This window comes from Pseudomonas sp. AC252, assembly GCF_979258105.1.
The window spans coordinates 3442054-3468791 of sequence record NZ_OZ409837.1 but is presented as its reverse complement, the minus strand read 5'-3'; the positions used below and the strand labels follow the sequence as shown (position 1 = coordinate 3468791).

Genomic DNA, 26738 nt, shown 5'->3' with positions numbered 1-26738 from the left:
TTATTCGGTCTTGCCCTGGCTGACGCATTCGCCGCGTCGCCACAGGCTCCATTGGCCCGGTTCGTAGCGGGTCCAGGTTTCATTTTCGGTCAAAGGCTCGGTAGCGATTACGGTGACCACGTCGTTGGGCGTGGTTTCGGCCTGGAAGTCGACAATCACATCGACATCCTTGAGCCGCGCCGGGCCGAACGGGGCGCGCCGAGTGATCTGGGCCAGTTTGGTCGAGCAATAACAGAACAGCCAGTCGCCGTCGCTGAGCAGGCAATTGAACACGCCCTTACTGCGATATTCAGCGCAAGCCGCGACCAGATCCGGCAGCAGCACTTCGATATCGACCGGTTCCGGAAACGCCGCACGGACACGGTTGAGCAGATCGCAGAATGCCGCTTCGCTGTCGGTATCGCCGACCGGGCGGTAAAAACTCTTGATCGGGGTGAAGTCAGCGAGCTGGCCGTTGTGCGCGAAACACCAGTTGCGCCCCCACAGCTCGCGGACGAACGGGTGGGTGTTGGACAGGCAGACCTTGCCGACGTTGGCCTGGCGGATGTGGCCGATGACCACTTCGCTCTTGATCGGATAACGCTGGACCAGATTGGCCACTTCCGACTCGCTGCTCGCCGCCGGATCCTGAAACAGACGCAAGCCGCGCCCTTCGTAGAAGGCAATGCCCCAGCCGTCGCGGTGCGGGCCGGTGCGGCCGCCGCGCTGCATCAGGCCGGTGAAGCTGAACACGATGTCGGTCGGCACGTTGGCACTCATGCCCAGTAATTCACACATGTGCGGACTCTCGGATTACAGACGCGGCTCGACCCGCATGCGCTGCGGATTGTTCGGCACTGGCGGGCGACCGTAGCGGTCGTCACCGGCGCCGCCGAACGGTTGATCATCGTCGCGCTCTTCGGCACGGGCGGCGGCCTTGGCGGCCTCGGCGCGTTCACACCGCGCTGTCGAGGCGCGCTCGATCGGCAGGCGGATCAAGACAAAAACCAGATAAACGCCGAAGGCGATCATGCCGTACATGAACAGATCGGAAACCGCGCGCCAGGCGTTGTTGCCGACCTTGAACAGCATGTCCAGGGCGGTGATGGCGATGGCCGGTGCCACTTTGGCTTTCACCGGATCGACGATGGTCGGGCTGAACAGCAACACTGCCATCAGCACACGCAGCGGCTCGCGCAGCCAGCGCCACATCCAGGTGGTCAGGCGCATCCATACCAGCAGGCAGCCCACGGCGGCAAAGGCGTAAAGGCCCCAGGCGATCAGATAGTCGTTCTCGGTCATGGTGTCCATGGCAAGGCAGGCAAATTGGCGCTTATAGTAACGACTTTTCGCCCATGCGGCTTGTCCCAATACCAGACGACCACTGTTATCCCTGTGGGAGCGAGCTTGCTCGCGAATGCGGTGTGTCATTGCAGCAAAAGTCATCTGCCAGGACGCCTTCGCGAGCAAGCTCGCTCCCACAGGGCTCTGCGGCGGTTTCAAAATACGCGAAACCTTTATCCGAATATTGTCCGAGAGCCTTCCATGCCCGAATCCGCCAATGTCATGACTGCCCCAATTGCCCAGCGGGCGCCCGGCGCCGACCCGTATGCCTGGCTGCAGGAGCGCGACACCGACGCGGTGCTCGACTACCTCAAGGCTGAAAACGCCTATCAGGAAGCGCAAACCGCCGATCAGACCGAGCTGCGCGAAAGCCTGTTCAACGAGATCAAGGGCCGGATCCTCGAAACCGACCTGTCCCTGCCCTCGCCTTGGGGCCCCTATCTGTATTACACGCGCACCACCGCCGGTGACGAATATGCCCGGCACTACCGCTGCCCGCGCCCGGCGGACGACAGCCTGACCCTCGATGAAAGCCGCGAGCAACTGTTGCTCGACCCGAATGCGCTGGCCAATGGCGGCTTCTTCTCGCTCGGTGCTTTCAGCATCAGTCCTGATCACCAGCGCCTGGCCTACAGCGTCGATACCTCGGGCGACGAGGTCTACACGCTGTTCGTCAAAGAGCTGTCCAACGACAAGGTCAGCGAACTGGAATTCGAGGACTGCGACGGCAGCATGACCTGGGCCAACGACAGCCTGACCCTATTCTTCGGCGTGCTCGACGACACCCATCGCCCGCATAAACTGTTCCGCTATCGCCTCGATGGCACTGCCGCTGAAGAAGTCTTCCACGAGCCGGACGGGCGGTTCTTCCTGCATTGCTACCGCGCCAGCTCCGAACAGCAATTGCTGCTGTCACTGGGCAGCAAGACCACCAGCGAAGTGTGGGCGCTGGACGCCAACCAACCGCACCTGCCGTTCAGCTGCCTGGCGCCACGGGTGGAGGATCACGAATACGACGTCGACCACGGCCTGCTTGATGGCGTCTGGACCTGGTTTATTCGCACCAACCGCGACGGCATCAATTTCGCCCTGTATCAGGCTGCGGACACCGGCGTACCGCCGAGCGAAGCCGAGTGGCAGAGCCTGATCCCGCACAACGACGAAGTGATGCTCGACGGCGTCAGCCTCAACGCAGAGGCAATGACCTTGAGCCTGCGCGAAGGTGGCCTGCCGATCATTGAGGTCCACCCGCAGGGCCTGGCGGCGTATCGCGTGCAATTGCCCGATGCGGCCTATAGCCTGCATGTGCAAAACAGCCTGGAATTCGAGAGCGATCGCATTCGTCTGCGTTACGAAGCGTTGAATCGTCCGGCCCAGGTGCGCCAGTTGATTCTCGCCAGCGGCGAGCAAACGGTGCTCAAGCAAACCCCAGTGCTCGGCCCGTTCGATGCCGATGCCTATGTCAGCCAGCGCCTGTGGGCCACCGCCCCGGATGGCACGCAGGTGCCGATCAGTCTGGTGATGAAGCGCGAGATGGTCGGCAAACCGGTGCCGCTGTATCTGTACGGTTACGGCGCCTACGGGTCGAGTCTCGATCCGTGGTTCTCCCACGCGCGCCTGAGCCTGCTCGAGCGCGGCATGGCCTTTGCCATCGCTCATGTTCGTGGCGGCGGTGAATTGGGCGAAGCCTGGTATCGCGCCGGCAGGCAGGAACACAAACACAACACCTTCAGCGACTTTATCGCCTGCGCCGAGTTTCTGATCCTCAACGGCATCACCACGGCGGAGAAACTGGCGATCAGCGGCGGCAGCGCCGGTGGTTTGCTGATCGGCGCGGTGCTCAATCAACGCCCGGATCTGTTCGGCGTGGCGATTGCCGAAGTGCCGTTCGTCGACGTGCTCAACACCATGCTCGACCCTGAGCTGCCGTTGACCGTCACTGAATACGACGAATGGGGCAATCCGGAAGAACCGGACGTCTATGATCGGATCAAGGCTTACGCGCCGTACGAAAATGTCGCGGCGCAGGCTTATCCGCCGCTGCTGGTGATCGCCGGCTACAACGACAGCCGCGTGCAGTATTGGGAAGCAGCCAAGTGGGTAGCGAAATTACGCGCGACCAAGACCGACGACAACTTGCTGCTGCTCAAGACCGAACTGGGCGCCGGGCATGGCGGCATGAGCGGGCGCTATCAGGGATTACGTGACGTAGCGCTCGAATATGCATTTGTGTTCAAGGTTTTGCAGATTGCCTGAGGAACTCTGTGGGTGGCTTGGGTCTTAACAGCAGACCCTTGTGGCGAAGGGATTTATTCCCGTTGGGCTGCGAAGCGGCCCCAAAACCTGCAAACTCAGTATTCCTGAAGCACCGAGTTGGCAGGATTTGCGACTGCTGCGCAGCCGAGCGGGGATAAATCCCCTCGCCACAAAAGCCCATTCCTACGGGATCCGTGTATAGCCTTGAAATGTGATAACAAAAAGACCGCATCGACATGTCCGAACCGACCTTTCTGAACAACGAAATCCGCGACTGGCTGATGGACTGTGGCCTGTTCGATCAATTGCAGCTGGCCGACTTTGCGGCCGCTTCCGGTTACTTCAGCATCAGCACCGTGGCTGAGGGCGAGGCGATTTTTCGCGAGGGCGATGCCGGCAGTTTCATGTGCATCATCCACACCGGCCAGGTCGCCGTGCAGAAAACCGGCGCCGACGGCCAAGTGATCACCATGGCCACCCTGCGCAGCGGCCGCGCCTTCGGTGAAATGGCCGTGCTCGATGGCGAGCGCCGTTCGGCCACGTGTATCGCGGCGAGCAATTGTCAGTTGCTCAATCTGGGCAAGGACTCGCTGGAAAAAATGCTCAACGACGCGCCGAAAATCGCCGCGAAGATCATCCGCGCCCTCGCTGTCTCGCTGTCCAAACGCCTGCGCATGGCCGACGGCCAACTCGCCGCGCAACAGGTTTAACCGCCGGGAGATTTGACCTTGTTGCCGTTCGGCTCGATGCCCGGCACCGGTTGATCCTTGCTCGGCGGGCTGGGCATTTCGATCGGTACCAGCGGCGGGCTGCCGCTGCCGGCGCCCGACTTGGGCAGAGTGATCGGAGTGATCTGCGGGTACGGCGTCGGCGTTGCAGTACCGGGCGAGCCGGGTTGCGGCATCGGGCTGACCGGAACGCTTTGCTGGGCCTGCACTGCAGTAATCGCGAGCGCGGCCAGGGTAATGACCGTTAGAATGGTGCGCTTCATCAAGGGCTCCGTTTGGCCTTAGTCTGTGCTCAGGCTACTCCCAACGCGCCTGCTTGCCTTCCCCCTTGTAGAGATTTCCATGAAACGTTTCGTTCTGCTCGACACCACCCCGATCCCTGAAAACGGCGGTGCCCTGTGCCTGTTCGAGTATGGCGAGGACTTCGTCATCAAGATTCAGGGCGGCGATGGCGGGCAGTTGATGAATACGCGCATGCACGGTTCCGAAGATGCACTGGCCGAGATTCCCTGCCGCAAGGTCGCCGGCCGGCCGAATTCGCGGGTGTTGATCGGGGGCCTGGGCATGGGCTTCACCCTCGCCTCGGCACTCAAGCATCTGGGTAAATCCGCCGAAGTGGTGGTTGCCGAACTGGTGCCCGGCGTGGTCGAGTGGAATCGCGGCCCGCTCGGGGAGAAATCCGGCCGGCCATTGCTCGACCCGCGCACAGTGATCCGCCAGGAAGACGTGGCCAACGTGCTGCAAAGCGAGCCGAACGGTTTCGACGCAATCATGCTCGACGTCGACAACGGCCCTGAAGGCCTGACTCAGAAGGCCAACAGCTGGCTGTATTCCGCCGCTGGACTGAATGCCTGCGCCAAGGCGCTGCGTCCCAAAGGCGTGCTCGCCGTGTGGTCGGCCAGCGCCGATCGGCAGTTTTCCGAGAAATTGAAGAAGGCCGGTTTCAAGGCCGAAGAAGTCCAGGTCTTCGCCCACGGCAACAAGGGCACCCGCCACACGATCTGGATTGCCGAGAAGCTCAAGGGCTGAGCTAAACTCTGCGCATAACCGTCATCAGTCTTTCTGCAAAGGTGAACCCATGAGTTCGTCCACCCCCACCAACACGTCGAAGCTGGACCGCATCCTCGCCGACAACCAGCGCGACAAGGAAATGGGCTACCGCGACAAGGCCCTGAAGATGTACCCGCACGTCTGCGGCCGCTGCGCTCGTGAGTTTTCCGGCAAGCGCCTGAGCGAACTGACCGTGCACCACCGCGACCACAACCACGACAACAACCCGCAGGACGGCTCGAACTGGGAGCTGTTGTGCCTGTACTGCCATGACAACGAACACTCGCGTTACACCGATCAGCAGTATTTCGGCGACGGCTCGCTGAGCACACCGAAAATCGCCAAGGCCACGCATAACCCGTTTGCCGCTCTGGCCGGTCTCATGAAAAAGAAGATTAAAGTTCTTCATTGGCCTGACTGGCCCCTTCCCGAGCAAGCTCGCTCCCACACTGGATCGGTGTCATGCACAAAACCACTGTGGGAGCGAGCTTGCTCGCGAAGGCGGTCGTTCGGGCACCGCCAATCCATGATCTGACCACAACCGCCCAATCCCCGTATAATCCCGCTCTTTTTCCCGAAGGCACCCCGCTCGTGGCAGACAAACGGTACAGCTGCATTGGTTTGTATAACCCCAAATCACCGGAGAACGTCGGCTCGGTGATGCGCGCCGCAGGGTGTTACGGCGTGGCGTCGGTGTTCTACACCGGCAAGCGTTATGAACGCGCCGCCGATTTCGTCACCGACACCAAGCGCGTGCACTACGACATCCCGCTGATCGGCATCGACGACCTGAAAAAATTCTCCCGCTCAACTGCGTGCCCGTGGCGGTGGAGCTGGTCGAAGGCGCCCGGCCGCTGCCGGAATACACCCACCCCGACCGCGCGCTGTACATCTTCGGCCCGGAAGACGGCTCGCTGGATAAAGAGATTCGCGACTGGTGCGAAGACGTCGTGTACATCCCGACCACCGGCTGCATGAACCTCGCCGCCACCGTCAATGTCGTGCTCTACGACCGCATGGCCAAAGGGCTGAATACCCGCTCCGGGCCGAAATTCCGCTGAAGCGTCGCACATTCGATGGAACAAGCTGACCGCCGTGGCAGTCAGCTTATCTATCAATCGCACCCTGCCTGGAGATAGATCATGAGCGAGCTCAAACGCGTAGAACGCATCGAATCCACCCCGTTCCAGTCGCCTGCGCACAAAAATGTGCATGGATGGGAGCGCGTCGGCTCGTTGACCGGCGGCGTGTTGATGGTCGGCAAGGGCCTGCGCCGGGGCGGCGTGTTCGGCCTGATTCAAGTGGCGCTCGGCGGCATGGCCGTGGCCCGTGGCATTACCGGGCACTGCTCGGCGAAAAGCCTGCTGGAAAAAGGCCGTCAGGATATGAGCAACGTGCGGGCGAAGATCGAACGCGCCGGGGAAGAACTGAGCAAGCTGAAGACCAATGCCGAAGTGGCTACTGAAACAGCCACTGTGACCGGCAACGATTCGCTGACCTCGCCGAAAGCCGGGGTTTGATCCGGGATCCTCAGCGCCGCTGATGGCCTCTTCGCTGGCAAGCCAGCTCCCACAGAAAAACCTGTGGGAGCTGGCTTGCCAGCGATTGCGATATACCTGAAGGGAGAAAATTTCAGCCCGCGCGAAAAATCAGATGATCTTCCCAGTCATCCTCCGGCACGCTGCCTTCAGCGAGCATGCGCCCGGATTGGGAAATCCGCTCATGGTGCACCGCATCGCGGTCGCCACACACCAGGTGATGCCATAACGGCAGATCCTTGCCCTCGCTGACCAGACGATAACCACAGGTCGGCGGCAGCCATTTGAATTCTTCCGCCTGACCCGGCGTTAGCTGAATGCAGTCCGGGACAAACTTGATCCGGTTCGGATAATCGCTGCACTGGCAGGTTTTCAGATCCAGCAGTTTGCAGGCGATGCGCGTGTAATAGACGCTGTTGTATTCTTCGTCCTCAAGCTTTTGCAGGCAGCACAGACCGCAGCCGTCACACAGCGATTCCCATTCCTCGTGATCGAGTTGATCGAGGGTTTTGCGTTTCCAGAACGGTTCGACTATGGCGGCCATGGCTCAAGCATCAACATCAAGGTGGTGAAAAGGCCGCCAGTCTAGTGCCAGCGGACGCAAGGGCCAAGCGCTGGCGACTGCCGGTAAATCCGCTTGTCAGCGCCAGCGCCGCTCGCTGAGCAAACTGGTGGCTGCACTTTGAAACCAATGTGGGAGCGAGCCTGCTCGCGAAAGCGCTGTGTCAGACACGCTGTTGTCGACTGACACGCCCTCTTTGCGAGCGGGCTCGCTCCCACAGTGAAGTCGGTGGAGAGTCAGTAACCGCGGGTGAAATCCACCTCGCCACGCAACGCTTCACCCGCCTCATACGCTTTCAGGTTCTGCACAAACAAATCCACCATCAGCGCTGGCGAGGTCGGTGCCGAGCTGTGTCCGGTGAGCAGCAAGCCCCAAGCGGTCCAGAAGGGGTGGCGTTGCGGCAATGGTTCCTGGCGGCAGACGTCGATCACCGCGCCGGCCAGATGCCCTTCTTTCAAAGCCTCGACCAGATCGGCATCGACCACCGCGACACCGCGTCCAGCGTTGATGAACAACCCGGTCGGTTTGAATTGCTTGAACAGCGCCGCGTCGTAGATATCGTGGGTGTGTTCGGTGTTCGGTAGCAGATTGACCACGTAGTCCACCTCGCCCACCAACCGTGGCAGATCGGCCAGCGCGCCGACTTCGACGAATGGCGCCTGTTCCCGCGCGGTACTGGCGATGCCGTACAGCTCGACGCCGAACGGCAGCAGAAATTGCGCGACACTTTGGCCAATGTCACCGGTGCCGACGATCAGCACCTTGCGCCCGACCAGACTCTGGCCGCTGCGGTTGTCCCACTTGCGCTCGACCTGACTGACCAGCCGCGCGAGCACTTCGCGTTCGTGGCCAAGGATGTAGGTCAGCACGTATTCGGCCATGACCTGACCGAAAATCCCCACGGCGCGGGTCAGGCGATAATCGCGGCGCAGGCCGTCGGCGAGCAGCGGCGTGATGCCGGCCCAGGTCGATTGCAGCCATTGCGGTTGATGCCCTTGGCGCAGCAGGGTCGCCAGCAGATCCGGCTGGCCCAGCCACACCGGGCAATCGGCGGCCTGACGCGCCAGTTCGGCGGAGTCGCCGCTGGTCAGGACTTCAAGCTCGGGCAGTGCCTGACGCAGCAGGCGGGCGTATATCGCGTGGTCGTGTTCGGCAATCAGAACGCGCATCTTCAAACCTTTCGCAAACCGTGCAGACGGCCGCCGGGTTGGGGCCGGCCATCGCGGTAAAAACAGTTCCAGGGTTAACCGAGGCCCAGGACAGGGCCTCGCGGGTCAGACCGGGTCGTTGCGTCGCAGCAACTCTTCGGGCAGGTGCTCGATGTACTCGTCCTCGGCCGGTGGCATCTGCAGGTGATAGCCCTGCTTGTCGAGGTTTTCCAGGACCACGGTAATATCTTCGCTGGCCAGTTTGCGCTCGGGCGACAGCACCAGATCGAACGAATGCTTCGCTTTGCCGAAAGCCGTCATCAGCGCATCCGGCACGCGCTCGAGCGCATCGTTCTTGAGCACGTAGAGATACATGCCGCTGCGCTTGGAGCTTTGGTAGATGGAGCAAATACGTTTCAAGGCTGTTCTCCGGCGGTGGCCAGGCTGTCGAGCAACTTCTGGCCGAGCAATTCGCGGCGCCAGCCACGCAGCGAATCGGGCAATTGGTAAGGCCCCTCGGGGAAGCCGCTTTTGACCAGGGCTTCGAGGGTTTTCTTGCGCAGCATCAGTTCCGGGGCAATACCCAGGCGTTCGGCCTCAGCCTGACCCAGTGCGCGCAGTTGTTTGATCAGCGCAGCGGCTTCGATCGGCAACGGCTCCGGCACTGCCGGCGGCCATTGATCAGGGCTCACACTGCCAGAGCGCTTGATCAGATCAAGCAGAAACTGCCCGTCCTGACGTACGGTACGCGGGTGCATGTCTTCGATCTTGCCCAGCGCCGCGAGGTTATCCGGCTGCGTGCGGGCCAGGGGCCACAGCGAGTGTTCACGGACAATGCGGTTGCGCGGCAAGTCGCGGGCACGGGCTTCTTTTTCGCGCCAGGCGCACAGTTCACGCAGCACGGCGAGTTGCGCGCGGGACAGCTTCCACGCCAGTTTCGCCTCGCGATAGACCTCGTACGGATCGGTCTCGCGGCGCAGGTTGGCGACGAGTTCGGCGCCATCTTCCAGCACCCAGGCGAACTTGTCGTCGGACAGCTTGGGGCGTAACTCGACGAACACCTCGGCCAGATGCACGGCATCTTCGGCGGCATAGCTGATCTGGGTTTCGGACAGCGGACGCTGCAACCAGTCGGAGCGGGTTTCGCCCTTGGGCAGGTCGATGCCGAGCACCTCCTGCACCAGACGCGAGTAGCCCATCGAGAAACCGAGATTCAGATAAGCGGCGGCCAGTTGCGTGTCAAACAATGGCGCCGGCAGGCTGCCGGTCAGGCGCAGCAGCACTTCGAGGTCTTCGCTGCAGGCGTGCAGGACTTTCAGCACCGCCGGGTTCTCCAGCAGCGCGGCCAGCGGTTGCCAGGCGTTGATGGTCAGCGGATCGATCAGGTAGGCGCGCTTGCCGTCGCCGATCTGTAACAGGCCGGCAATCGGGTAGAAGGTGTCGACCCGCATGAATTCGGTGTCGAGGGCAACGAACGGCAGCTGCTGCCACTCGGCGCAAAACTGCGCGAGGCTTTCGTTGTCGCGAATCCAGTGAATATCGATAGCCACACGGCTCTCCCTTGAAGAATGGCGCGCAGTATATATCGCCACCGACGATTTACGCGCCTTTGCAGGGCAAGAGCTGTAAGGAAATATCTTGCCTGTCAGCAAGAATAGTCTGACAGCAGAAACAGAAAGGCCCGTCGCATCGACGCGACGGGCCGCAAACGCTTCACTCCTTGGCCAACACGTCGTCGATCACCGCGCCACGACAGCCGGCAAACATGTCCAAGGCAGGTTGATAAACGCTGCTGCGCACCTCCAGCAGACCGAGCATCGAGTGGAACAGGTTGTCCTGACTCAGTGGTTTGTCCCGGCTCATTTGCAAACAGTGTGTGTCGACCGAATAAGCCTTCTGATAACTGTCGGAGAACCACGCCAGCATCGCTACATGCTTTTGTTGCTCAGGCGCCAGCATGTACGGCGTGCCGTGCAGAAACAGGTTGTACTCGCCCAGCGATTCGCCGTGATCGGACAGATAAAGCATGGCGGTGTCGACTTTGTCCTGATTAATGCGCAACACATCGATCAGGCTCGCCAGCACATGGTCGGTGTACACCAGTGTGTTGTCGTAACCGTTGACGATACTTTCGCGGCTGCAATTGTTCAGTGCGTTACTTTCACAGACCGGAGTGAAGTGTTCGTACTCCTTGGGATAACGCTTGAAGTAATCCGGGCCGTGACTGCCCATCTGGTGCAGAACCAGCACGGTGTCCTTGTCGAGATGATCGATGAAACTTTGCAGGCCCTGCAGAAGTATTTCGTCACGGCATTCGCTGTTGGCGCAGAGCGCCGGATCCTGCAACTTGCTGACATCCTGCACCGTGACGCGGTCGCAAGTGCCCTTGCAGCCGGACTGGTTATCGCGCCAGATCACATCAATGCCGGCCCGCTTGAGCACATCGAGCAAACCTTCTTCGTTCTTGGCTTTGCTGGCGTTGTAATCCTTGCGGCCCATGTTGGAGAACATGCATGGCACCGAAACCGCAGTTTCCGTGCCGCAGGAATGCACATCGGTAAAGGCGATCAGCCCGGCCTCCTTGTTCAGCTGCGGCGTGGTGTCTCGGTCGTAACCGAGAATGCCGAAGTTCTGCGCCCGCGCACTTTCCCCCACCACCAGCACCGTCAGCGATTTGCGTGGCTGGAACTGCAAGTCGGGATTGCGCTGGGCATCTTCGCCAATCTTGATAAACGGCTGCTGCGCCGAAACCACTTGCTCCTGCAGGTAACCAATGGATGCGCCGATGTAATTGCTCGGCACCAGCATCAGGCGAATTTCGTGATGATTGCGAAACAGCGACGACAAGCCTTGGTAGTTGGCCAATGCGACAACACCGATCACTGCCGCAGAGGCGACACTGACGATAACTTTGCTGAACAACTCACGATGCCAGCGCCGATAATTGACCGGTACTTTCCACAACAACAAACACGGCAAAACACCCAGCAAGAGAATATAAGCGAATAACTTCAACGAGAGCAGATCACGCACTTCCGTCGCATTGGTTTCGGCAAAGTTACGCAACATGCCGGCATCGATCATCACGCCATATTGGCTCATGAAATAAGCCACGCCGGCGCTGACTAAAAACAACAGGGTCAATAGTGGTTTAAGCAGTGGCCGGACAGCGAATAACGTCAGCACGATATTGAACGCGGCAGAGATCATCACGCCGAACGCCACGCGCATGGCGATGCCCTTGCCATCGGCGGCGGTGATCTCGAACAGATGTTGCCAAAGCACCAGATTGAAACCGAGCAACAAAAAGGCGCTGGCGAACAACGTCACCCATTCCGGGCGCACGGCTTTTAACTTCAACATGATGAGTGACAGTTCCTGAAAGAAGAGCCTCGTCAATTGTGAAAAATTCATTCACCGAGGCATGACAAACTTTAGGCAGGCATGGATCAATTTTTCGTGAAAAAGATGCTAATGATTAGTTGAACTCGTTTAACGATGTGAAACTTTGCACGTATTTGAGAATGGTTCAGGTTTTATTCAGTTTCTCGCCGTTCACAATTTCCTTGCAGGAATGCGGTGTTATCGAGTTTTTAGGTCTGGCCCGGGATTTTCTGATTTGCCGATGCGCGCGTCGCCACGCTTAATCACCAGCCTCTGCAATCGAAGATCCGCTGATGAATCAAACCCGCCCTGCTGTCTGGCTGATGCTGGCAATCGTCCTCGTCGCACTCAACCTGCGCCCCTCAATGGCAGCCATCGGGCCGCTGCTTTCGGCTATCCGTGGAGATATCCCGTTGAGCTTTACTCTTGCCTCTCTGTTAACGATGCTGCCGGTCATGGCCATGGGACTAGCGATGTTCTTCGGCCTGAGCATCAGCGAGCGCCTGGGCGAACAGCGCACTATTTTGCTGTCATTGCTGATCATCGGGCTGGCGACCCTGTCGCGGCTGTTTATCGATTCGGCCTTTGAACTGATCGTCAGCGCAATAGTGGTCGGTATTGGCATCGCGTTGATCCAGGCGTTGATGCCGGTGCTGATCAAGTCGCGCTTCCCTGACAACGTGGCGTTATGCATGGGCGTCTACGTCACGTCGATCATGGGCGGCGCCGCGATTGCCGCCTCGTTCGCGCCATTGGTGATGGCGCAGGCCGGCAGTTGGCGTGTGGGGCTGGCCATCTGGGCCGCGCTGGCATTGATCGCGTTGCTGGTCTGGTGCTTGCAGCCGGCGCAAACCGTATCAAGGGTGACCCAGCGGGAGTCTTTCATAACGCGCCGCCGCGCCTGGTTGCTGGCGATTTTCTTTGGCCTCGGTACGGCGTCCTACACCTGCATCCTCGCCTGGCTCGCCCCGTACTACGTAGAAAAAGGCTGGAGCGAACAAAACGCCGGGTTGCTGTTGGGTTTTCTTACGGCGATGGAGGTCATTTCCGGCCTGGCAGTGCCGGCGATCGCCAATCGCAGTCATGATCGACGCGCAATACTGGCGGTTTTGCTGATGCTGATCATCGGCGGTTTCTGCGGGCTGATACTCGCCCCGGCGCATCTGGTCCTGCTGTGGCCGTGTTTGTTGGGGCTCGGGATTGGCGGCCTGTTTCCAATGAGCCTGATCGTCGCGCTGGATCACTGCGACGAGCCGCAGCGCGCCGGAGGCCTGACCGCGTTCGTGCAGGGGATCGGCTATCTGATCGCCGGACTTTCGCCGCTGTTGGCAGGGCTGATCCGCGATCGGCTGGGCAATTTCGAAGGCGCGTGGTGGGCGCTGACGGCGGTGATGGTGATCATGCTGCTGCTGGTGACGCGCTTCGACCCACGCCACTACGCAAGCCACTTGTCTGGCCCGGACTAGAGGCCTCTGGCCATCTTTCCCGCACCGGGTTGGCAACGTCGTGTTGCTAAAAGTTTCTGTCCCACATGTATCCGTGAAATGCCCTACAAGGGTTTCTCCTGGCACCATCGTTCCGTTAGGATCATACGCACACGTTTGCGCGAATTCTGCGCAAGGGCACAGCGAGACGGAACTCATGCTGAACAGTAATTTGCTTCGCAAGCTCGACATGCAGGATTTGATGGTATTTGTCGCCGTGTACGAGCAGAGCAGCGTCACCGATGTCTCGGAAACGCTGTTTGTCAGTCAGTCCACCGTCAGTTATTGCCTGAAGAAACTGCGCACCAGTTTCGAAGACGAGTTGTTCATCAATACCCGCACCGGCATGCGCCCGACCTACAAGGCCTGCAGCATGTATGGCCATGTGCAGAAGATCCTCGAAAGCATCAACCTCTGCCACGCCGGGGCCCCGGCCTTCGACCCGAGCCGGCAAGCGGTGACCTTCAACATCTGCGCGCCGGAATATTTCGAGCAATTGATCCTGCCGCGCCTGTTGAAGCGCTTCGATTTCGACGACTTGCCGGTGATGGTCAACATGCACAAGTTTGAAACCGACGTGCCGGCCGATGAGCTGCGCGACGGCAGCCTCGATCTGGTGATCAGCTTCGGCCCGCACTTTCACCGCCAGCATGCAGATCTGAAATCACGGATGCTGCTGGAAGATGACTTGGTCTGCGTCTTCGACAAGCGTGCAACGCCACTGGAACCGCGCTTGAGCCTGCAAGCATTCACCGAGCGTCGGCATGTATTCCCGACGCCGTGGACTTCGAGCACCAACATGGTCGATGGCTGGCTGGCGCGGCAGGCGCAGAAACGCCAGATCGTTGCGCGCTCGAACAGCTACAGCGCCGCGTTGAAGATGATTACCGGCACCGATTTCATCCTCACCCTGCCCCGGCGTATCCAGCGTTTGCTGACCAACGATGCAGTGTTCAATCACTGCGAGGCGCCGAATGGCTTGCCGGGTTTCACTCTCGACATGCAGTGGAGCCAGAACGCCGATCAGGACAGCGCCAACCTCTGGCTGCGCGAGCAGGTGATTCAGGTGTGCAGCGAGCTGGAAAGCGTCTGAGCCTCAGATGCCGATCGCGGCCTTGCTGTAGGACTCGCGATCGATGTCGAGCAGTTCGACGCACAGTTGAACTTGGAGCCCGGCCGGCCATTCGCACAGTTCCTGCAACACCACCAGCAGGCTTTGCGAGAGCTGCTTTTTGATCTCCGCCGAGCGCCCGCTGAGCAATGCCAGTTTCACATGGACGAAGGCGCGCTCGCCGAGGGCCGTGCCGACCTTGAAGTTCTCCACCTTGATCGCGCGGCTCTTGATATCGAACTCGGCACCAAACTGACCGGAACCGACCAGCGTGTTGTTGAGCCGGATCAGGGCGATGTCAGCATTCAACTGCGTCAGGTTGGCGGTGTATTCCACGTGCAGGTGTGGCATTGCGGATCTCCAGTCGGCGGATGCGGGGGCGTACGTATACCACAGTCGGCTCAATGCATTACCTGCAGGAGCTGTCGAGTGAAACGAGGCTGCGAGCTTTTGATTTTGTGTTTTTCACAATCAAGATCAAAAGATCGTCCGATCGGGCCCGAGCCTTCGGCAGCGCCTACAAGGGATCGTGGTGCTCAGTTGGTCGTTCACTCATGAACGCTTCCAGCCGCGAGCGCAGCCAGCGTTCGGCCGGGTCGCTGTCGACGTGGCTGAGCCAGACCATCGACAGGTCCAGCGTCGGCGTCTTGAACGGGAACGGTTCCTGGAACAGCGACCCGGACGCCGCCATCGCCGCGGCGGTGTAATCCGGCAGACTGGCGATCAGGTCGGTGCCTGCCAGCAGTGCCGGTAGTGCGCTGTACTGGGGCACCGACAACACCACCTGCCGCGTGCGCCCCAACTCCGCCAGCCACTCATCGGCATAGCCACTGACATTGGCCGTGTGCGACACCAGCACATGCGGGCGAGCGCAATATTCGTCGAGGGTCAGCGGTGTATCAGAGGCATCGGCGCGCAGGATGCTCGGCTGAATATGGCGCAGCAGTTTGCGTTTGGCGTTGGCGGGCAGGCCACGGGTCTGGCTGATGCCGACGGTGATGTCGCCAGCCGCAAGAAGGTCGGGAATGCGCCAGTAATCGACATGCTGTACGACGAACACAACGTTCGGTGCCTCTTGGCGCAGCGCGCGCAACAGCGGCGGCAGCAGGCCGAATTCGACGTCATCGGAAAGGCCGATGCGAAAGGTCATGGTGCTGGTGGCGGGGTCGAAATCGCGGGTCAGGCTCAAAGCCGCCGACAGTGAATCCAGTGCCGGTTTCAGATGGCGGTAGATATCTTCGGCGCGGGCCGTCGGTTCCATGCGATGGCCGACGCGGATGAACAGCGGGTCGTTAAGCATCGTGCGCAAACGGTTGAGCGCCGAGCTGATGGTCGGCTGGCCGAGGAACAGCTTCTCCGCCGCGCGGGTCACGTTGCGTTCGAGCATCAGGGTCTCGAACACCACCATCAGGTTGATGTCGGCCTTGCGTAGTTCATTGCGATTCATCCATTGCCCCTGCTCCCGGAATAGCGGCAGTGTAGAAAGGCCTTGGGGATGCCGTCCATAAACGTTTATGCGGCGGCTTTTGCAGAAACATCCGCGAACGATTGGAAACAAATCCGCGATAGCCAAAAAAACCGCTGCGCTAGGCTTGCGTCGATGCGCCACAGAGGTTGGCGCGCCTATCAATCGCAGGGAGCGAACCCATGTATTTCGAAATCTACCGACAAACCCGCGGCACCCCGAGCACTGGCAAAGGCCAATGGCGTTGGCGTCTGCGCGCGCGCAACCACGAGACGGTGGCCAGCGGCGAGTCGTATGTGAACAAGGCCGATTGCCTGCACGTGATCAACCTGATCAAAGCCGTACAGGGCGAGACGCCAATCAAGGAAATTTGAGCGAGACCCTTTTCATCGGCGAAGCGGCACCGTCTGTCGCCGTTCAAAGCGTTTATTTGAATGCTCGTCAGCGGTGTTCATCAAAGGTGCATGTACTGCAATGTTTGCTGCCATGCACTCAAGGATTTCAGCCATGTCCCATGAGCACCGCTACCTCATCAGTTTCATCGTCGACAACCAGCCGCAAAGCCGCACGCTGATCCACGATGGCGACACTCTCGACCCCGGTCTCGCTGAAACCCTGGTCAAGACCGCTTTCCCCGAATTGAAGGCTGCTTCACTGAGCGACGTCCAGGTGCAGAAACGCACCAAGCCCGACGAAGGCGACAATATCCCCGGCCACTATCAGCAACCATGAGTCGGGCCCGGGCCGCCACCCTCCATTGATGCTGCGGAGTTTACGCGCCATGAAATCACTCGCCGCGATCTGCCTTGCACTGCTGGCTGTAATCGTCCAGCCCAGCCATGCGGACACTATTGATGCCTTCATCGAAGAGGCGGCACAGCAAAGCCTGTTCCAGCACAACAGTTCGCGCATAGCACTGGAAAAGGCCACCCTGCCCGAGGTCAAAGCGTTTGCCCGGCAAATGATCGCCGAGCATGAGCGTTTCGATAAGCAAATCCGACAACTGGGGCAAAGCCAGCATATGGCAGTTCCCACCGAACCTTCGATGGCATCCAAAGCCAAGCAGCTACGCCTTGAATCAAGGGACAACGCCTTCGACCGCATCTACATCGACAGCCAGGCCGAAACCCTCGAGCAAAAGCTGATGCTGTTCAAGAAAGAAGCGATGTCATCGCAAAATCCGCAGCTCAAGGCTTTCGCCCGGTCCGCCTTGCCGGGCATCGAAAAACAGGCCAAAACCGCTCGGGATCTGCAGGAAAAACTCAAGCCCTCCGCCGGCGCACTGACGCCGCCCAAGCCCTAGATCGATTCCGCAAGCACGGTTCAAGGAGAAACCATGTCGACATCGCCCTGGTGGAAACACGCAGTCATCTATCAGGTCTACCCACGCTCCTTCGCCGACACCAATGGTGACGGCATTGGTGATCTGCCCGGCCTCATCGCTCGGCTCGATTACCTCAAGGCTCTGGGCATCGACGCGCTGTGGCTGTCGCCGGTGTACCGCTCGCCGATGGTCGATGCCGGCTATGACATTTGCGATTACACCGACATCGATCCGCTGTTCGGCCATCTCGCCGATCTCGACAATCTGATCTCACAAGCGCACAACCGTGGCATCAAGGTGCTCATGGATTTCGTGCCCAATCACACTTCCGATCAGCACCCTTGGTTCATCGAATCCCGAGCCAGCCGCGACAGTCGCAAGCGCGACTGGTACATCTGGCGAGATCAACCGAATAACTGGCGCGCCTCCATCGATGGCGGCAGTGCCTGGAGCTGGGACGACGGCAGCCAGCAATACTATCTGCACTTCTTCTTGCCGCAACAGCCGGACCTGAACTGGCATAACCCCGAAGTCGTGCAGGCCATGCACGAGGTGCTGCGGTTCTGGCTCGATCGCGGCGTCGATGGCTTCCGGATCGATGTGGTGCATTGCGTCGGCAAGGATCCGACATTCGCCGATGATCCGCGCTGCCTGGCCGGCGAAACCATGGTGCAGATCAATGACCAGCCCTACAGCCATGAAGTGCTGCGTGGGTTGCGCCGTCTGGTCGATGGCTACCCTGGCGACCGCGTACTGATCGGCGAGGTGAACATCCGTTCCACCGCTCAGGTAGCCGCCTACTACGGCGCCTGCGATGAACTGCATATGTCCTTCAATTTTCCGCCACTGGATGCGCCCTGGGATCCGGTGGTATTTCGCCTGTGCATTCGCGACGTGGAAAGCCTCCTCGGCGCTCAGTCAGCGTGGCCGACCTGGGCTTTATCCAACCACGACAACCGACGCATCCGCAGTCGTTACGGTGGTTCTCTGCGCAGCGCGCGGGCGGCCGCTGTGATGCTGCTGACTCTGCGCGGCACGCCGTTCATTTTTCAAGGTGATGAGCTGGCTCTGGAAGATACCGTGGTCGATGCGCAGACCCGCGTGGACCCCGGTGGCCGCGATGGCAGTCGCGGGCCGATTCCCTGGGCTGCCGATCCGCCACACGGCTGGAGCGGGTCTGCGCCGTGGCTGCCCTTTCCGCCCGACGCTGCTGAACTGGCGGTGCAGGTGCAAGAAGCCTCAGCCGAATCAACGCTCACGTTGTATCGCCAATTGCTCGATTGCCGCCGCAAGAGTGAAGCGTTGCGTCTTGGCGACTGGCAGGAATTGCCGTCACACCCGCAAGTGCTGGCGTATCGGCGTCACTGCGCGGGAGACGAACGGATTGTCTGCATCAATTTCGACCAGCGCGAACACAGCTTTCCAATGACCGGTCATTGGCGGGTCGACGTCGCCAGTGACACCGTTGCCGCAAACCAGCCTTTCAACGGAACGCTGGCAGCGGAACAAGCGTTGATCCTGCGCCCGGCCGAGGGCTGATCATGAGCGCCGACTGGTATCGCAAAACCCTGATCTATCAGATTGATCCATCGCTGTTCCTCGACAGCAACGGCGACGGCTGCGGCGACTTGCGCGGAGTCATCGACCGACTCGACTACCTGCAGGCACTGGGTGTCGGCACACTGTGGCTGTTACCGATTTTCGCTTCGCCATTTCGCGATGCCGGGTATGACATCAGCGACCATCGACAGCTCGAGCCGCGCTTCGGCACCGAAGACGATTGGCGCCTGTTGCTCAGGGAGGCGGGCAAGCGCGGCATACGCGTAGTGCTGGAACTGGTATTGCAACACACCAGCAATCAGCACCCGTGGTTTGTTCAAGCACGGCGTGATCGTCATAGTCGCTATCGTGATTACTACATCTGGTCGGATCAGCCAGTGGACGATGGCAACCAGCCTATTTTCCCGTCGGTGGAGGACAGCATCTGGCAGTGGGACGAACAGGCCGGGCAGTTTTACCGCCATTTGTTCTATCGCCATGAACCTGACCTGAATCTGGCCAATCCGGCGGTGGTCGAGGAAATCGAGCAGATCATGGGTTATTGGCTTGACCTGGGTGTGGCCGGTTTTCGCCTGGACGCAGCGTCCCACGCGGTGGAACAGGCCGGTGGCGGCGACGAGGAACAAGGTGTCTGGCTGCTGGAGCGCTTGTCGACGCTGGCGCGGCGGATCAATCCCGAGTGCGTGCTGATGGGCGAAGTCGATGTCGAGCCGGAGCGCTTCGTTCATTACTTCGGTGACGGCAATCGCCTGACCCTGGCACTGGATTTCTGGGTCAATAATCACCTGTTCCTGGCCTTGGCTCGCGGTCAGGCCGAGCCGCTGATCCGTGCGCTGCACCGGCGCCCGACACCGCCCGATGGCGCCAGTTATGCCGTGTGGCTGCGCAACCATGATGAGCTGGATCTGGAACGTTTGACCGAACGCGAGCGCAAGGAAGTCATGGAAGTGTTCGCGCCGGATCCGCACATGCGCGTATATGGACGCGGGATCCGACGTCGCCTGGCGCCGATGCTGCGCGGGGATGTCGGTCATCAGGCCCTGGCCCAGGCACTGCTGGCGTCGCTGCCCGGTACGCCGATTCTGCGTTACGGCGAAGAAATCGGCATGGGCGATGATTTGCGCCGTCCGGAAAGACTCTCGGTGCGTACACCGATGCAGTGGTCAGCCGCGCGCAACGCCGGGTTTTCAACCGCCGCTTCAGCCAGGCTGGCCGCACCGATAATCGACCAAGGGCCGTTCGCTTTTGCGCAGCTGAACGTCGCCGCACAGCAAGCGGATGACCGCTCGTTGCTGAGTCGTTGCCGATGCATCCTGCGAGCGCGCGCGAACCTTGCTGAAGTCGGTGAAGGCCAATGGCAAATACTCGACAGCAGTCATCCTGCAGTATTCGCCATCGTGCACCGGGCGCAGTCGTGCACACTGATGTTGTGCAATCTCAGCGACAAACCGGTGAGTCTCGACGACACGCTCGATATCGTTTTGCAAGACTATGAACCGATCCTCGCAGACCGGAAATATGCCGCGCCGGACCGAGGCAATCTGGCCTTGGCCGGCTTCGGCTATCGCTGGTTTCGCTGGCAACCGTCAGAGCTGTAGAAGCACCACGGCCACGAGGCCGGCGATCAGCGCAGACACTGCCAGCACTTGTGTCGAGGTCAAGGCCAGCGCCGCGTCCTTTGATCGGCCGACGAAGCGGCCACGGGTCTGATGCAATCCCGGCTGCGCCTCGAACAGGTTGTCCGGATGCTCGTTGTCCTCAGGCTCGCTGGTTTGCTGGCCGGACCAGGCGGCACGCGCCATCAGACGGTCGAGCAAACCCGGCATGACCGATTGGCCGATAATCGCTTTGATCGTCGATCCTCCGAGCCAAAGCTCGCGAGGTGGATGCCTGACCACACTGAAAATCGCCCGTGCTGCCACGTCGGGGTCGTGGATCGGTGGCACCGGTTGCGGGCGCTTGGGCAGTTTGTTACGCGCCCAGTCGAACTGCGGCGTATTGATCGCCGGCAATTGCACCATGCATACGCGGATACGGCTACGCTCATGCAGTAACTCACAGCGCAATGAATCAGTAAAACCGCGTACAGCGAACTTTGCCCCGCAATAGGCGGCCTGCAATGGAATGGCGCGATAGGCCAGCGCCGAGCCGACCTGGATGATCAATCCTTTGTTGCGTGGACGCATCAACGACAATGCTGCCAAGGTACCGTGAACGGTGCCCAGATAGGTCACTTGAGTGACGCGCTCGATCTCGGCGGCGGACAACTGTTCTATCGGCGAAAGCACCGTAACCATCGCTGCGTTGACCCACACTGCCAGCGGCCCGAGGTTGGCTTCCAGTTGCTGCGCGGCCTCCTGCACAGCCAGCGCATCGGCGACATCAACGCTGACCGTTTCCACCTGGACGCCATACGATTGCAGCTCTTCCTGCGTAGCGGCCAGTCCCGCCGGATCCCGCGCCAGCAAGCCGATACGGTAGCCGCCAGCGGCAAACCGGTGAGCCACCGCACGCCCGACGCCGGCACTGGCGCCACTTATCACCACCAAAGGTTGCTCCTGCATGGATCGCCCTCCCTGACGCTCAGTCAATCGGCCCGATATTGATCATCAGGTCTTCGCCCAGCCCTTGCACCTTGGCCAGCACATCCACCGGCGTCTCGCTGGAAAAGTGCACGACGTAGCCCATGCCGCTGCCGTCTTCCTCAATCGCGCTGACCCAAAGCTCCACCTCGTCAGCATCCAGCCCCAGCGCCTGGCCGAACTGGCGGTTGCGGTGATCGGAATCGGTTTCGTCCATCGGATAATCGCTCACGGCCAACATCTCCTCGGGGATCGATCCCCTCACTGGTTGCTCAATGCGGTCTTTAGGATGGACGCCGAAGGCGCGCTGTCAGTTCGTTTTTTTCAGCCAAGCATCGAGCGCAGCTTGCGCAACAGATCCAAGGGCGCGTAAGGCTTGGCGATCAATTCGAATTCATTGTCCGCCAGCTCATTGGGCGTCGACTCGTCCGCGCAATAGCCGGTTGTGAGCAAAATTTTCATGGCCGGATAGCGCCGGCTGATTTCCCGTGCCAAGGCCAGCCCGTTCATCTCGCCGGGCATGACCAGATCGGTAAACGCCAAGTCATAATCGCCGCCCTGCAGTACTGCCAACGCCTCGCGCGCATCTGCAGCGATGTCGGTGCGGTAACCGTGTTCGGACAGGACCAGACGGGCCAGCTCAGCAACCTCCGGACGGTCCTCGACGATCAGAATGCGCTCGGTGCCTTTGAGCTTTTCGGCATCGGGCGACGATTCCAACGCCGTCGGCAGACTGTCGTCGGCCGCAAAGAACAGGCGCACCGTGGTGCCGAGTTCCGGCGTCGATTCGATTTTGACCACGCCGCCGGACTGCTTGACGAAGCCATAGACCATCGACAGCCCGAGGCCGGCGCCGCTGCCCTCCTCTTTGGTGGTGTAGAACGGCTCCATGACCTTATCAAGATCGTCGGCAGCAATGCCCACACCGTTGTCGGCGATTGCGATGCACACGTAACGGCCCTCGGCCAATCCGGCCTGGTGCGGATCCGTTGCGTCCGGCACCATGACATTGCGGGTCTGCACAGTAATCATCGGCTGGCGCTGCTGACTCAGCGCGTCGCGCGCATTGGACAGCAGATGGTTCAGCGCCATCTCGGCCTGCGCCGGGTCGAGGCGGCAATTCCACAAGTCTTCGGCGAGTTCGAACTGTGGCTCCAGAGCAGCAGATTCCAGCGACGGCAGCGTTGACCGCTCCAGCAAGGCATTGAGATTGATCACCCGGCCTTCGAGCCGTTGCCGCCGGGAAAAGGCCAGCAGATGCTGGGTCAGCAGACGAGCTTTTTCCGCCGCCGCGCGGGCGTGACCGGCGCCGACCACAATGCGCTGCGGATCGATGCTCGGTCGCTTGGCGGTGTGCTGGATCAGCTCGATGTAGCCGATCATCACTTGCAACAGATTGTTGAAATCGTGGGCAATGCCACCGGTCAACTGTCCCAGTGCTTCCATGTTTTCGCTGTAACGCAAACCGTCCTCGGCGTCACGGCGGCGGCTGACGTCCATTTGCGAGGCGAAGAAATACACCAGTTGCCCGCGCTCGTTGAATAACGGCGCGATAAACAGCTCGTTCCAGAACGACGAGCCGTCCTTGCGATAGTTGAGCACTTCCACGCAGGTTTCGTGGTGATGCTTCAGCGCTTGCTTGACCTGTTGCAACACGGCGCGATCAGTCTGCTCGCCTTGCAGAAATCGGCAGTTGCGCCCGAGCACTTCTTCCAGCTCGTAGCCGCTGAGTTCAAGAAACGCGTTATTGGCGAAAATGATGGGATCGTCGGGCTGCGCAGGGTCGGTAACGATCATGGCCATGCGGCTGACCTGTACCGCCGCGAAGAACAAATCTTTGCGTTCCTGCGAAAGGACCGCTGCGTCGGCGCGGTCGACGATCGGTCTGGATTTTTTAGGCAAGCTAACCTCCGCTAAGCTCATTGCGTTTCGCTGTGACCATTACCAGCGAGAAGAGTGCCAAGGCCGGGCGCCGACAGCACGGGTGTCCGATGAGTTGCCGCACAATATCGATGGATCCGAATCGCGTTGCTGAGTGTCGAAAGCACACCGAGCACTGCACGCGGTTACCGCGTCTGGCAGTCTGCATAGTCAAATCCGAACCGCCAGGGAGAACCACCGTGGATTTGTTGTTTCTGGGCACGTCTGCCGGCGTGCCGACCCGCCAGCGCAATGTCAGCGCCACGGCACTGATCGCATCTGCCGGCAAAGGCTGGTACCTGATCGACTGCGGTGAAGGCACTCAGCACCAGGTGCTGCGCACGCCGCTGTCACTGAGTGAATTGCGAGCGATTTTCATCACTCATGTGCACGCCGATCACTGCCTGGGCTTGCCGGGTCTGCTGGCGAGCACCGGCATGTCCGGACGCTCGCGGCCGCTGGACATTATTCTGCCGGCGGCGCTGCATCCGTGGCTGAGAATGAGTCTTGAGGTGACGCAATCGCATCTGCCCTTCGAGATCAACCTGCACGCGGTGGAAACGCTCACCGAATGGCGCAACGTTAACGTCCAAGTGCAGACCGTCGAGTTGTCGCACCGTGTGCCGTGTCACGGTTATGTGTTTACCGAATCCGACCCGGAGCCGCGTCTCGACGTGCGGCGCCTCGACGCCGAGGGCATCGAACGCGGCCCGCTGTGGGGTCAGTTGGCCCATGGTCAGGACGTGGCGGTTGATGGGCGGATGCTGCACGCTCGCGACTATCTGCTGAGCGCGCGACCTGATCGGCGCATCATCGTTTGCGGCGATAACGATCGCCCGGCACTGCTGGCAGAAGTGGCGCAATCGGCGGACGTGCTGGTGCATGAGGCGACATTCGTGCAGGCAGCAATCGACCGCGCTCGTGCCAGTTACGGCCACAGCAGCGCCGCTGCGATCGCCGGTTTTGCCGAGGCCGCAGGGGTGCGCAATCTGGTGCTGACGCACTTCAGCGCACGCTATCAGGCCAACCCGGCGCTGAGTCCGTCGATCGAAGATGTGCGTAGCGAAGCGGCGGCGCTGTATAACGGCCGACTGATTCTGGCGCGGGATCTTCAGCGCTATCACCTCGACCGCTTGGGTCATTTGCAGCCCGTGGCAATCGAGCGCAAACCGCTGGAAGTCGCGCCATAGCATTGATACCGCGTCCGCCCGGTTTGCAGGCGGACGCCGGTGGGCAGGGTTACTTCTTGGCTTCCTTGTCCGGATCCGCCGAGCGCTCGAGAAACGCGTCAGTCAGTTGCGGCAAATGCTTGAGCAGCCATTCAGCCATGGCCACTTCCTGCGGCAGAATCTGTTCGCAGGCCTTCTGCGTCTGCGTGTCCCCCGCTGCTTTCGCCGCTGCGATCAGCACGGTGTAGCTGGCAACCTCCATGTTCTCGAAAACGTAGCCGGCCATGGCGCCCTTGATCACTTCGTCGCTCATCAAGGAGCCGCCAACCGCCTGACCGAACGCCATCAGTTTGCCGCCCAAGTCCTTGATCGTTGACGAATCACCGCCCAGACGTTGCAGGCATTCGTCGATGAGTTTCTGCTGGCCGAGGGTTTCTTCGATGTGCTGGTCGATGCGTGCCTTGAGCTGCGGGTAATGCTCCAGGCGCTTGGATTGCGCCTTGAGCATCTGCTCGGCCTGTTGCTCCATGGCATGGGCATCACGCAGCCAGTCGAGCAGGTTTTCCTGTGGAGTAGCCATTGTCGAATCCTCTTCTTGATGATTTCACAGTGATCAACCGGGGCGCGCCGCCTGATGTCCGGCGCGCCCCACATGCCTTACAAGCCTGGTTTAGCCTGCGCGCCGGAGCCCAGATCCGCACCGGTAACCGGCTCGCTGTTGGGATCGGACATGGTCCGCATCTTCATGTTTTCCAGCAGCGCTTCGTCGGCGCTATCCAGTTGCACGGTGGCCAGGCCATCACCGCCGTCGACCGCCGGCGTTGGGCTTTCGACAAACTCCCAATCGTCGCCCTGATTCCACGGCCCGCGCATGCTTTCGGTGCCTTGCGACATGTTGAAGTAGACGTTGGTGAACTCAGGCATGCCGGGCAGCTTGCCTTGCGGGAAGTTTGGCTGAATCGAATGCAGGGCTTTTTCGAACGACAACTGGTGGGCGATCTCGCGGGTCATCAGAAAGCCCAGCGCCTCTTTCACGCCGGGGTCATCGGTCACGTTCATCAAGCGCTCGTAAACAATCTTCGCCCGCGCTTCTGCAGCGATGTTGGAGCGCATGTCGGCGGTGGGCTCGCCGATCGTATCGATGTATGCCGCCGTCCAGGGCACACCGGCCGAGTTGGTCAACGGCGAACCGGCACCATAGAGCAGGCTGGTGATGTGCGAGTCATTGCCATTGCCATTCAAAGAGCGATACAGCTCACCCTCCTTCTCGACACCTTCGGCCATCCGGCCTTTGGCACCCTTGTTGAGCATGACGATGATCGAGCCGATGATTTCCAGGTGGCTGAGTTCTTCAGTGGCAATGTCCATCAGCAGGTCTTTGCGTCCCGGATCGTCCTCGGCCAGCGCTTGAGTGAAATAGCGCGAAGCCGCCGCCAGTTCACCTTGTGCGCCGCCAAACTGCTCGAGCAACAGATTGGCCAGTCCCGGATTGGGCTGGGCGACACGAACGGTGTATTGAAGTCGCTTGTTATGTAGAAACATGACAAATCTCCTCAGTCGGATAAGCGTGGCAAGTCGTGGGTTAAAAGCCTGCCTACCCTTTTGTGAAGCATTGTCTTCGCGGAAATTTCAAAAAATTTGAAGTGACAGGACAAATGGTTTGAACCGCGGGATCAAGCGAAACGGCCGTGTGCCGCTTGCGCTGCTCGCTTTGAATTGAGCGGAACTAATCACACAGCAACGGGTTCACGACGCGCTGTTTCAGGGCTTGTTAGTATCCCCCCAGGGGGGATAGCATTGGCGCACGGTCAGATCTGCTTCGAGGTGCAAAAAATGAGTAAGCACACACACGAACACGGGCATGCTCATGTTCACCAAAGCCACGAAGCAATCATCAAACGCCTCAAGCGTGCGGACGGTCATTTGCGCGGCATCATCACGATGATCGAAGAAGGCCGCGAGTGCGTGGACATCGCCCAGCAACTGCACGCGGTTGAAAAAGCCATCTGCCAGGCCAAGCGCACGTTGATTCAGGATCACATCGACCATTGCCTGGAAGACACCGTCTCGGCACTGGGCAACGGCGAGCGCGCACCGCTGGAAGCGTTCAAACAAATCACCAAATACCTCTAGG

General features: G+C 60.2%; 28 protein-coding genes and 2 pseudogenes. 15 read left to right on the top strand and 15 right to left on the bottom strand.

Features of this window, described 5'->3' with window-relative positions:
• Together ACZZZ4_RS15820 and ACZZZ4_RS15815 are read right to left on the bottom strand one after the other, a co-directional pair.
• A complete protein-coding gene (locus ACZZZ4_RS15820; protein ID WP_024012022.1) occupies positions 1-777 on the bottom strand; it encodes a class II glutamine amidotransferase in 777 nt (258 codons plus the stop codon).
• Between the two features lie 15 nt (positions 778-792).
• On the bottom strand, positions 793-1290 hold the full coding sequence (locus ACZZZ4_RS15815; protein ID WP_463548193.1) for an MFS transporter: 498 nt from the start codon (positions 1288-1290) through the stop codon (positions 793-795).
• A gap of 234 nt (positions 1291-1524) precedes the next feature.
• On the opposite strand from ACZZZ4_RS15815, the gene ACZZZ4_RS15810 reads away from it, so the two are divergent.
• Both ACZZZ4_RS15810 and ACZZZ4_RS15805 read left to right on the top strand, forming a co-directional pair.
• Positions 1525-3579: a S9 family peptidase gene (locus tag ACZZZ4_RS15810; RefSeq protein WP_463548192.1), complete on the top strand. Its 2055-nt coding sequence runs from the start codon at positions 1525-1527 to the stop codon at positions 3577-3579.
• A gap of 236 nt (positions 3580-3815) precedes the next feature.
• On the top strand, positions 3816-4289 hold the full coding sequence (locus ACZZZ4_RS15805; protein WP_016771227.1) for a cyclic nucleotide-binding domain-containing protein: 474 nt from the start codon (positions 3816-3818) through the stop codon (positions 4287-4289).
• Here ACZZZ4_RS15805 and ACZZZ4_RS15800 read toward each other — a convergent pair.
• Positions 4286-4570: a superantigen-like protein SSL4 gene (locus ACZZZ4_RS15800; RefSeq protein WP_129998957.1), complete on the bottom strand. Its 285-nt coding sequence runs from the start codon at positions 4568-4570 to the stop codon at positions 4286-4288. The two genes, ACZZZ4_RS15805 and ACZZZ4_RS15800, sit on opposite strands and share 4 nt — an antisense overlap.
• A 79-nt stretch (positions 4571-4649) precedes the next feature.
• Between ACZZZ4_RS15800 and ACZZZ4_RS15795 the strand changes: the two genes are divergently transcribed.
• The 4 genes and pseudogenes from ACZZZ4_RS15795 (at position 4650) to ACZZZ4_RS15780 (ending at position 6877) form a co-directional block, all read left to right on the top strand.
• Positions 4650-5336 carry a spermidine synthase gene (locus ACZZZ4_RS15795; RefSeq protein WP_463548191.1) on the top strand — a complete coding sequence of 229 codons (687 nt, stop codon included), beginning with the start codon at positions 4650-4652 and terminating at the stop codon, positions 5334-5336.
• A gap of 49 nt (positions 5337-5385) precedes the next feature.
• A pseudogene (locus ACZZZ4_RS15790) lies at positions 5386-5748 on the top strand (YajD family HNH nuclease); the annotation flags it as partial.
• A gap of 200 nt (positions 5749-5948) precedes the next feature.
• A pseudogene (locus ACZZZ4_RS15785) lies at positions 5949-6418 on the top strand (RNA methyltransferase).
• 81 nt (positions 6419-6499) lie between these two features.
• Positions 6500-6877: a YgaP family membrane protein gene (locus tag ACZZZ4_RS15780; protein ID WP_039760946.1), complete on the top strand. Its 378-nt coding sequence runs from the start codon at positions 6500-6502 to the stop codon at positions 6875-6877.
• 112 nt (positions 6878-6989) lie between these two features.
• Here ACZZZ4_RS15780 and ACZZZ4_RS15775 read toward each other — a convergent pair whose 3' ends face one another.
• From ACZZZ4_RS15775 to ACZZZ4_RS15755, 5 genes are all read right to left on the bottom strand, one after another.
• Positions 6990-7439, bottom strand: a complete 450-nt coding sequence (locus ACZZZ4_RS15775) for a YcgN family cysteine cluster protein (RefSeq protein WP_463548190.1) — start codon at positions 7437-7439, stop codon at positions 6990-6992.
• Between the two features lie 254 nt (positions 7440-7693).
• The gene (locus tag ACZZZ4_RS15770; protein WP_129998956.1) at positions 7694-8626 is read right to left on the bottom strand and encodes a D-2-hydroxyacid dehydrogenase; all 933 of its coding nucleotides are present in this window, start codon (positions 8624-8626) and stop codon (positions 7694-7696) included.
• A 105-nt stretch (positions 8627-8731) separates the two neighbouring features.
• Positions 8732-9025 (bottom strand): YcgL domain-containing protein, encoded by a 294-nt coding sequence (locus tag ACZZZ4_RS15765; RefSeq protein ID WP_463548189.1) that lies wholly within the window; start codon positions 9023-9025, stop codon positions 8732-8734.
• The gene (rnd, locus tag ACZZZ4_RS15760; RefSeq protein ID WP_039760942.1) at positions 9022-10155 is read right to left on the bottom strand and encodes a ribonuclease D; all 1134 of its coding nucleotides are present in this window, start codon (positions 10153-10155) and stop codon (positions 9022-9024) included. The genes ACZZZ4_RS15765 and rnd overlap by 4 nt, the downstream gene beginning before the upstream one ends.
• A 163-nt stretch (positions 10156-10318) precedes the next feature.
• On the bottom strand, positions 10319-11968 hold the full coding sequence (locus ACZZZ4_RS15755; RefSeq protein ID WP_463548188.1) for a phosphoethanolamine transferase: 1650 nt from the start codon (positions 11966-11968) through the stop codon (positions 10319-10321).
• Positions 11969-12282: 314 nt separating this feature from the next.
• Here ACZZZ4_RS15755 and ACZZZ4_RS15750 point away from each other — a divergent pair, with 314 nt between their 5' ends.
• Both ACZZZ4_RS15750 and ACZZZ4_RS15745 read left to right on the top strand, forming a co-directional pair.
• Positions 12283-13455: a cyanate transporter gene (locus tag ACZZZ4_RS15750; protein ID WP_463548187.1), complete on the top strand. Its 1173-nt coding sequence runs from the start codon at positions 12283-12285 to the stop codon at positions 13453-13455.
• Positions 13456-13630: 175 nt separating this feature from the next.
• Entirely contained in the window at positions 13631-14566 is a 936-nt protein-coding gene (locus ACZZZ4_RS15745) for a LysR family transcriptional regulator (protein ID WP_039760938.1), read from the top strand.
• Between the two features lie 3 nt (positions 14567-14569).
• Here ACZZZ4_RS15745 and ACZZZ4_RS15740 read toward each other — a convergent pair whose 3' ends face one another.
• Positions 14570-14935, bottom strand: coding sequence for a 5-carboxymethyl-2-hydroxymuconate Delta-isomerase (locus tag ACZZZ4_RS15740; RefSeq protein ID WP_463548186.1), 366 nt, complete (start codon positions 14933-14935; stop codon positions 14570-14572).
• A 166-nt stretch (positions 14936-15101) separates the two neighbouring features.
• Complete coding sequence (locus ACZZZ4_RS15735; RefSeq protein WP_463548185.1) at positions 15102-16031, bottom strand: LysR substrate-binding domain-containing protein; 930 nt, start codon at positions 16029-16031, stop codon at positions 15102-15104.
• A 200-nt stretch (positions 16032-16231) separates the two neighbouring features.
• On the opposite strand from ACZZZ4_RS15735, the gene ACZZZ4_RS15730 reads away from it, so the two are divergent.
• From ACZZZ4_RS15730 to ACZZZ4_RS15710, 5 genes are all read left to right on the top strand, one after another.
• Entirely contained in the window at positions 16232-16423 is a 192-nt protein-coding gene (locus ACZZZ4_RS15730) for a YegP family protein (RefSeq protein WP_016771242.1), read from the top strand.
• A 133-nt stretch (positions 16424-16556) separates the two neighbouring features.
• Positions 16557-16781, top strand: coding sequence for a hypothetical protein (locus ACZZZ4_RS15725; RefSeq protein ID WP_039760932.1), 225 nt, complete (start codon positions 16557-16559; stop codon positions 16779-16781).
• Positions 16782-16830: 49 nt separating this feature from the next.
• Complete coding sequence (locus ACZZZ4_RS15720; protein WP_415763384.1) at positions 16831-17352, top strand: DUF4142 domain-containing protein; 522 nt, start codon at positions 16831-16833, stop codon at positions 17350-17352.
• Between the two features lie 33 nt (positions 17353-17385).
• Positions 17386-18912, top strand: coding sequence for an alpha-amylase family glycosyl hydrolase (locus ACZZZ4_RS15715; protein ID WP_463548184.1), 1527 nt, complete (start codon positions 17386-17388; stop codon positions 18910-18912).
• A gap of 2 nt (positions 18913-18914) precedes the next feature.
• Positions 18915-20531, top strand: coding sequence for an alpha-amylase family protein (locus tag ACZZZ4_RS15710; RefSeq protein WP_415763386.1), 1617 nt, complete (start codon positions 18915-18917; stop codon positions 20529-20531).
• On the opposite strand, the gene ACZZZ4_RS15705 is transcribed toward ACZZZ4_RS15710, so the two are convergent.
• The 3 genes from ACZZZ4_RS15705 to ACZZZ4_RS15695 all read right to left on the bottom strand — a co-directional run bounded on the left by ACZZZ4_RS15705 (position 20520) and on the right by ACZZZ4_RS15695 (position 23417).
• The gene (locus tag ACZZZ4_RS15705; RefSeq protein WP_415763387.1) at positions 20520-21497 is read right to left on the bottom strand and encodes an SDR family oxidoreductase; all 978 of its coding nucleotides are present in this window, start codon (positions 21495-21497) and stop codon (positions 20520-20522) included. The two genes, ACZZZ4_RS15710 and ACZZZ4_RS15705, sit on opposite strands and share 12 nt — an antisense overlap.
• A gap of 19 nt (positions 21498-21516) precedes the next feature.
• Positions 21517-21747, bottom strand: a complete 231-nt coding sequence (locus tag ACZZZ4_RS15700) for a hypothetical protein (RefSeq protein ID WP_039760929.1) — start codon at positions 21745-21747, stop codon at positions 21517-21519.
• A gap of 92 nt (positions 21748-21839) precedes the next feature.
• Positions 21840-23417, bottom strand: coding sequence for a histidine kinase famiy protein (locus ACZZZ4_RS15695; RefSeq protein ID WP_415763388.1), 1578 nt, complete (start codon positions 23415-23417; stop codon positions 21840-21842).
• Between the two features lie 218 nt (positions 23418-23635).
• On the opposite strand from ACZZZ4_RS15695, the gene ACZZZ4_RS15690 reads away from it, so the two are divergent.
• Positions 23636-24625: a ribonuclease Z gene (locus ACZZZ4_RS15690; protein WP_415763389.1), complete on the top strand. Its 990-nt coding sequence runs from the start codon at positions 23636-23638 to the stop codon at positions 24623-24625.
• A 49-nt stretch (positions 24626-24674) separates the two neighbouring features.
• Here ACZZZ4_RS15690 and ACZZZ4_RS15685 read toward each other — a convergent pair whose 3' ends face one another.
• Both ACZZZ4_RS15685 and ACZZZ4_RS15680 read right to left on the bottom strand, forming a co-directional pair.
• Positions 24675-25184 (bottom strand): ferritin-like domain-containing protein, encoded by a 510-nt coding sequence (locus ACZZZ4_RS15685; RefSeq protein ID WP_039760925.1) that lies wholly within the window; start codon positions 25182-25184, stop codon positions 24675-24677.
• Between the two features lie 77 nt (positions 25185-25261).
• The gene (locus ACZZZ4_RS15680; RefSeq protein WP_463548183.1) at positions 25262-26146 is read right to left on the bottom strand and encodes a manganese catalase family protein; all 885 of its coding nucleotides are present in this window, start codon (positions 26144-26146) and stop codon (positions 25262-25264) included.
• Positions 26147-26437: 291 nt separating this feature from the next.
• Between ACZZZ4_RS15680 and ACZZZ4_RS15675 the strand changes: the two genes are divergently transcribed.
• Positions 26438-26737: a metal-sensing transcriptional repressor gene (locus tag ACZZZ4_RS15675; RefSeq protein ID WP_129998945.1), complete on the top strand. Its 300-nt coding sequence runs from the start codon at positions 26438-26440 to the stop codon at positions 26735-26737.
• Position 26738 lies beyond the last annotated feature (1 nt).